At 64.9% G+C, this 5,782-nt stretch carries 9 protein-coding genes and 1 pseudogene; 5 read left to right on the forward strand and 5 right to left on the reverse strand.

The genetic code is table 11. The features are described 5' to 3' along the window. Positions 1-295 (reverse strand): ATP-binding cassette domain-containing protein (locus tag EOA75_RS27535; protein ID WP_164747590.1); only part of this gene is annotated, 295 nt, incomplete at its 3' end. Between the two features lie 216 nt (positions 296-511). Here EOA75_RS27535 and EOA75_RS27540 point away from each other — a divergent pair. Then, positions 512-838 (forward strand): GYD domain-containing protein, encoded by a 327-nt coding sequence (locus tag EOA75_RS27540; RefSeq protein WP_164747035.1) that lies wholly within the window; start codon positions 512-514, stop codon positions 836-838. Between the two features lie 28 nt (positions 839-866). Here EOA75_RS27540 and EOA75_RS35250 read toward each other — a convergent pair whose 3' ends face one another. From EOA75_RS35250 to EOA75_RS27560, 3 genes are all read right to left on the reverse strand, one after another. Further along, positions 867-1,511, reverse strand: coding sequence for a 2OG-Fe(II) oxygenase (locus EOA75_RS35250; RefSeq protein ID WP_245466756.1), 645 nt, complete (start codon positions 1,509-1,511; stop codon positions 867-869). 86 nt (positions 1,512-1,597) lie between these two features. Next, entirely contained in the window at positions 1,598-2,125 is a 528-nt protein-coding gene (locus tag EOA75_RS27555) for a hypothetical protein (RefSeq protein ID WP_127325638.1), read from the reverse strand. Between the two features lie 6 nt (positions 2,126-2,131). Beyond that, entirely contained in the window at positions 2,132-2,554 is a 423-nt protein-coding gene (locus tag EOA75_RS27560; RefSeq protein WP_127325639.1) for an OsmC family protein, read from the reverse strand. 207 nt (positions 2,555-2,761) lie between these two features. Here EOA75_RS27560 and EOA75_RS27565 point away from each other — a divergent pair, with 207 nt between their 5' ends. Together EOA75_RS27565 and EOA75_RS27570 are read left to right on the forward strand one after the other, a co-directional pair. Next, entirely contained in the window at positions 2,762-4,006 is a 1,245-nt protein-coding gene (locus EOA75_RS27565) for a cytochrome-c peroxidase (RefSeq protein ID WP_127325640.1), read from the forward strand. A 130-nt stretch (positions 4,007-4,136) separates the two neighbouring features. Then, the gene (locus EOA75_RS27570) at positions 4,137-4,334 is read left to right on the forward strand and encodes a hypothetical protein (RefSeq protein ID WP_127325641.1); all 198 of its coding nucleotides are present in this window, start codon (positions 4,137-4,139) and stop codon (positions 4,332-4,334) included. Between the two features lie 88 nt (positions 4,335-4,422). Here EOA75_RS27570 and EOA75_RS27575 read toward each other — a convergent pair whose 3' ends face one another. Then, positions 4,423-5,010, reverse strand: coding sequence for a dihydrofolate reductase family protein (locus EOA75_RS27575; protein WP_127325642.1), 588 nt, complete (start codon positions 5,008-5,010; stop codon positions 4,423-4,425). Positions 5,011-5,115: 105 nt separating this feature from the next. On the opposite strand from EOA75_RS27575, the gene EOA75_RS27580 reads away from it, so the two are divergent. Both EOA75_RS27580 and EOA75_RS35255 read left to right on the forward strand, forming a co-directional pair. Continuing rightward, on the forward strand, positions 5,116-5,532 hold the full coding sequence (locus EOA75_RS27580) for a helix-turn-helix domain-containing protein (RefSeq protein WP_067325410.1): 417 nt from the start codon (positions 5,116-5,118) through the stop codon (positions 5,530-5,532). Positions 5,533-5,668: 136 nt separating this feature from the next. Continuing rightward, positions 5,669-5,782 (forward strand): annotated as a pseudogene (locus EOA75_RS35255) (3-keto-5-aminohexanoate cleavage protein); the annotation flags it as partial.

The raw sequence follows: 5,782 nt of genomic DNA on the forward strand, positions 1-5,782 counted from the left end.
TCTCGGCTGCGACGGCGCTCACCGGGCCGGCGCCTTCCATCACCTCGGCGACGGCGCTCATCCCCTCCATGTCACCGACATCCTGGCTGAAATAGCCGATGGTAACGCCGCGATCGACTGAGACTTGGCCTTCGTCCGGCTGCTCCTGGCCGATGATCATGCGGAAGAGCGTCGTCTTGCCGGCGCCGTTCGGGCCGACGAGGCCGACCTTCTCGCCCTTCTGCAGGGCGGCCGAGGCTTCGATGAAGACGATCTGACGGCCGTTCTGCTTGCCGATATTTTCGAGACGGATCATGGGGCGGTCCGGGAAACTGCGCTGAGATGGCGGGATTTGCCCGGGGCATACGCGAATGAGGCTGCGGAGGGAAGAGGCAGAAGCGCCGCATCCGCGCGCTCGGCTATTCCTTCGAGGCAGAACCCAGCCGCGGTGAAATTGATTGGCGTCGCCGACCGATCGAGCGCTTAGTGCTGGAGCCAACCACTTGATAGGCTCTGGCAAGGGAGGTCAACCATGGCCATGTACCTGACGCGCTTCAGCTACACGCCCGAGACCTGGGCGCGAATGATCGAAAACCCCGAGGATCGCCGCAAGGCAGCCAGCTCATACATAGAATCGGTCGGCGGAAAGCTGCACGGGTTCTGGTACGCGTTCGGCGAACACGACGGGTGGAACCTGTGGGAGGCGCCGGACAATGTTTCGATGGCGTCCGTCGTGCTCGCCATCGGTGCCGGAGGGGCACTCAGCTCCTGCGAGACCACCGTCCTCCTCAGCGTCGAGGAGACGATGGACGCGCTAAGCAGGGCGAAAGCGATCCGTTATCGGCGGCCTGGAACGTAGAGCCGAGAAAAGCCGCCTCGGAGGGGTGTCACCTCGCGTCGTGGAAGATGATACCGAGCGTATGTCGCCTGCCCGAGCGCAGGCGGCTGACGCCGTGGCGCAGGTTGACGCGATAGTAACCTCGCGTGCCCTCCACGGGCCGGTTGTGCACGGCGAAGATCACCGCGTCGCCGCGCTTGAGCGGCACCACCTCGGCGCGGCTCTGCATGCGCGGGCGCTGCTCGGTCAGCACGAATTCGCCGCCGGTGAAATCCTTGCCGGGTTCGAGCTTGGCGGTGTGCAGCGAGCTCTCGGCATCGCGCAGCAAGAAGCGCTCGCGAAGCTCGCGGTAACCACGCCCTTTGTAGCCGAGATAGGCCGCCGTCACCGCACCGCCAGAAACGCCGCCGACGACGCGCACGTCGTCGATCAGCGTATGCGCTCGCCCGCCGCTGCCGACCATGACATCGTCGAGCGCCTGAAGCACGCCATAGCTGAAGGCGGTGGCGCGCGTGCCGCCGCCAGAGAAGGACAGCGCGACCACGGTCGACCCGTCGGCGGGAGCATCGGGAATGTAGTCCGGCGAGCCAGGCCCGACTTGCGTCACATGGGTGTTGATGGGCTCGACATCATTGGCGACACATCCGGCCAGCAGCGCTGCTGCCAACACAAGCAAGCCCACACGCCAACGCATCGAGGTCCCCCCGATCGCCCGTTCCCGGCCTCAGTCTATGCGCAGCAGGCAGAGCAAGGCAACGGCCAGCCCCGGGGTCCTTCACCTCAAGCGTTCCGGCGGTACCCCTCCAGTTCCGGATCGAGATCCACCTTCACTCCATTGGTGAAGACGCAGGTCGCCACCATGATGCCGGCGAAGGCGACGAGGTTGACGAGCAGCGTTTCGTCGTAGCGCGCCTTCAGCGCGGCCCAGGTCTCGTCGGCAACGGCATTGGCGTCGGCGGCGAGCGCCCTGCCGAAGGACATCAGCAGCGCTTCGTCCGGGCTGGGTTCGATCGCGTCCGGATCGAGGCCGGAGTCGATCAGCGCGCGGCGGAAGAAGGTGACCGGGATCTCGGCGCGCATCGTCTCGGCGATCACCTTCGAAAACAGCCAGATCGCCCGGTCTTCGAGCGTCGGACCCAGGAGATCGCGCAGCGTGAACCATTCGGCATAGATGCGGTGCGCGGCCGGCGAGTGAAGCAGGATGCGCTTCATGTTGGTCATGCGGCCGCGCAGCGCAAGCTCCCGGTCATGCTCGACGCGGATTTCGTCGGAGGCGGTCGCATAGTCGATCGCAGAGAGATGCGCCACGGCCCCTCACCCCAGCGTCGCGTGCAGCGCCGGCGCGCCGCGCAGCGTGTTGGAGACGGTGCAGATCGTCTCGGCATCCTCGACGATGCACTGCTTGGTCGCGGCGTCGAGGTCGCCGGCAATCTCCAACCGGACATTGAACCTTTCCACCCGCGACGGCTCGTCCTTCGCCTTCTCGCCGCCGACATCCGCCCTCACCTCGCCAAGCCGGTCGGCGACGCCGAGGCGGGTGGCGGCGATGCGGGCGCTCAGCACCATGCAGGCGGCCAAGGAGGCATAGAGCAGGTCGAGCGGGTTGAAGCCCGGCGCGCTGACCGCAGTCACCACGTCGACCGTGCCGCCGGTCGGCGTCGTTACCGCCGGCAAGCCGCCCGGCGGCAGCACGGCGCAGGCGCCGGTAGCACGGGTTCTGATCTTCAGCTCGCTCATCGAAAGTCCTTCGTCCGGGTTTGGAGGCCATTGATAGCGGACGGGAATTTATCTCGGCAACCATCCAGGGTGTAGCTGCGGTTTTCTTCGTGCGAGGTGGTCCGTGGAAGGGCTGATCTGCCGCGTTCCGGCTTGGCAATTTGCCTCCGCCAGTCAACAATCCGCGGCACCGCGCTGCCGGGCCAATGGCAAACGGGATTGAGGGTCATGACACCACGGAAATTTGCCACGCACGCCGCTCTCGCCGTCGCTGTTCTTTGGCCCGCCGCCGGCCAGCCGGCAGATGGCGTCCATCCTGGCCCGATGTCGCGCACGCAAGCCTTCGCACGCGCCGAAGCACTGACAGCAATCGGGCGAAAAATGTTCTTCGACCCATCGCTGTCGGCTTCGGGCAGACAGGCCTGCTCGTCCTGCCACGATCCCAACCACGCCTTCGGTCCGGCCTCCACCGCGCCGGTCGAGATGGGGGGGCCGAACCTCGACCGGCCTGGCCTGCGCGCGGTGCCGTCGCTGCGCTACCTGCAGGCGGCGCCCGCCTTCACCGAGCATTTCTACGATTCCGAGGACGAGGGCGACGAAAGCGTCGACAATGGCCCGACCGGCGGATTGACTTGGGACGGGCGCGCCGACCACGGCAAGGACCAGGCGAGGATCCCGCTGCTGTCGCCGTTCGAGATGGGCAACAAGGATGAAGCCGCCGTGGTCACCGCCTTGCGCAAAGCGCCCTATGCCGACGCGTTCAAGGCGGCGTTCGGCGCGGATATTTTCGACCATCAGCAGGATGCCTTCGACGCGGCGGTCGAGGCGCTCGGCACCTTCGAGCAGAGCAGCGCCGATTTCTACCCCTATTCCAGCCGCTACGACGCCTTCCTTGCCGGCAAGGCGCAGTTGACCGCGCAGGAGTTGCGCGGCCGTGCGCTGTTCGAGGACGCAACCAAAGGCAATTGCGCGAGCTGCCATCTGAGCGAGCCGGCAAATGACGGCGAGCCGCCGCAATTCACCGATTACGGCCTGATCGCCATCGCCGTGCCGCGCAACCAGGCGATCCCGGCCAACGCCGATCCCAATTATCTCGACCTCGGGCTGTGCGGGCCGCTGCGGGCCGACTTCAAGGGCCGGAGCGAGTATTGCGGCCTGTTCAAGACGCCGACCCTGCGCAATGTCGCGCTGCGCAAAAGCTTCTTCCACAACGGCTATGTCCACTCGCTGCGCGAGGCTGTCGCCTTCTACGTCACTCGCGACACAGATCCGGGGCGCTGGTATCCGAAGAACGCGGATGGCACGGTCGAGAAATTCGACGATCTGCCAAAGGCCTATCGGGGAAACCTCAAGACCGACCCGCCCTTCAACGGCAGGAAACCAGGCGAGAAGCCGGCGCTGACCGACGCCGAGATCGACGACATCGTCGCTTTCCTCGGCACGCTGACCGACGCGGACCAGGCCGGGCAGTAGGGCGGCTAAAAGCTCACCGCGGACTTCCCCGGCCGAAATAATCGGTGGACGCGTCTTGTTTGTGTGGCTTCCGTCACAGACCGACAGAAAGCATCTGCTACATTAGCATCTCGTTAGAGCGGGGGCTCAAATGAGATTCGTAGCGGTGCAAGAACCGCCTCATCATAGTTGGGCGGTGTTCGACATCGCCAATGACAAGCCCGCCGAACATGCCGGGCGCGCGCTCATCGGTCTCACGTCGCACGAAGCCCGGCGGTTCGCCGCCGCGGCCAACGATGAAGCGGGGTATCGGGAAACCAACGCGCTGGCGTCGCATCCAGGCGAATAAGGCATGGCACTGACGGTTCGCAATTCGCCGGGAAACGACAAGCGAACAAGCGGTTGAGACGGCGTGCTGCCAGATTGATTCAAGTGCCTCACCCGGCCGGCGCGTAGCGGTTCACCACCATGCCGCAGGCATAGGCCTTCGAGCCGGTGAGCTTCAGCTTGGCGAAGCCCGCCTGGTCGAAGATGCGACGGCCGGCACCCAGCACCGCCGGGTTGATGAAGAGCTGGAACTCGTCGACCAGCCCGGCGGCGATCAGCGCCGAGGCGAAGCCGGCGCCGCCGAACACGGCAATGTCGCCGCCCTCGCCCGCCTTCAGCGCATTGATCTCGCGCGGCAGATCGCCGCTCGCGACCCTGGTACGCTCCCACCGCGACGCCTTCAGCCTGTCGCTCAGCACCACCTTGTCAGCTGTCACGATACGCTGGGCGAAGGCATAGAAACGGTCTCGCGGAAATTTCCTCGCCGCATTGCCCCAGTGATTGAGGTAGCCCTCCTCGGCCATCTTGCGGCTGAGCAGAATCGTGTCGACGGTTGCGAACACGGCATTGAAGTCCTGCTTGAGCTCGTCGTCCCAGTCGCTCTCGTCGCCCCATTCCCAAAGCTGCCAACGACGGTTCTCGTCGGCGCCGACGAAGCCGTCGACCGACATCTGCATTTGCAGGATGAGCTTTTTCATTGCGCGGTCCTCTCGCATCTCCAACCACGGTTTACTTTTGAAATCATTTGACGCGCGAATGGAATGATGTCAATTGAAAAGTGATTTACAAATGGAACTAATTTCATGTCGACCAAGGAAAGGTCCGGCTGCCCGATCAGCCTGTCGCTCGAGCTCATCGGCGACCGCTGGACGCTGCTCATCATCCGCGACCTGGCCTTCGCCGGGAAAAGGCATTTTCGCGAGTTCCTGCAGTCGGACGAAGGCATCTCGTCGCGCACGCTCGCCGAGCGGCTGCAGACCCTGGTCGACGAAGGCGTCCTCACCCGCAGCGACGACCCGACCCACAGGCTGAAAGCGATCTACCGGCTGACCGAGGCCGGCATCGACCTTTTGCCGATACTCGCCACGCTTGGCGCTTGGGGCAGCAAATATCGAAAGGCGGATGAGGATTTGGCGCGGGTTTCCAAGGAACTAGCGGCAGGTGGCCAGCCGGCGCTGGAGCGGATGAAGAAGAGGTTGAGGAAGGAGCATTTGGGGTAAGGCGTTCCACGCCGCCAATTGCCCAAAGTCGAGTTCTACGGCGAAGGATCGCGGCGTCGATAAGATCCTGCCCGCAGGTTCCGTTTCCCGTCTATGCTCCCCTGCGCTAGACTCCGCCTGAACAGGATCGACCGCCATGATCGTCCAGGCCTGCATCAACGGCGCCCGCGGCGCGGATTTCCACCCCGCCCTGCCGCTCGACCCGGATGCCATGGCACGCGACGGCGCGGCCTCGGTTGCGGCGGGTGCC

Origin of the sequence: Mesorhizobium sp. M1A.F.Ca.IN.022.07.1.1, from assembly GCF_003997575.1 — a bacterium.
Classification (GTDB): Bacteria; Pseudomonadota; Alphaproteobacteria; order Rhizobiales; family Rhizobiaceae; genus Mesorhizobium.

Excerpts from the sequence above, each read along its gene's own strand:
- EOA75_RS27575 (WP_127325642.1), bottom strand. The coding sequence starts at position 5,010 with ATGAAAAAGCTCATCCTGCAAATGCAGATGTCGGTCGACGGCTTCGTC.
- EOA75_RS27540 (WP_164747035.1), top strand. The coding sequence starts at position 512 with ATGGCCATGTACCTGACGCGCTTCAGCTACACGCCCGAGACCTGGGCG.
- EOA75_RS35250 (WP_245466756.1), bottom strand. The coding sequence starts at position 1,511 with ATGCGTTGGCGTGTGGGCTTGCTTGTGTTGGCAGCAGCGCTGCTGGCC.
- EOA75_RS27570 (WP_127325641.1), top strand. The coding sequence starts at position 4,137 with ATGAGATTCGTAGCGGTGCAAGAACCGCCTCATCATAGTTGGGCGGTG.
- EOA75_RS27565 (WP_127325640.1), top strand. The coding sequence starts at position 2,762 with ATGACACCACGGAAATTTGCCACGCACGCCGCTCTCGCCGTCGCTGTT.
- EOA75_RS27580 (WP_067325410.1), top strand. The coding sequence starts at position 5,116 with ATGTCGACCAAGGAAAGGTCCGGCTGCCCGATCAGCCTGTCGCTCGAG.
- EOA75_RS27560 (WP_127325639.1), bottom strand. The coding sequence starts at position 2,554 with ATGAGCGAGCTGAAGATCAGAACCCGTGCTACCGGCGCCTGCGCCGTG.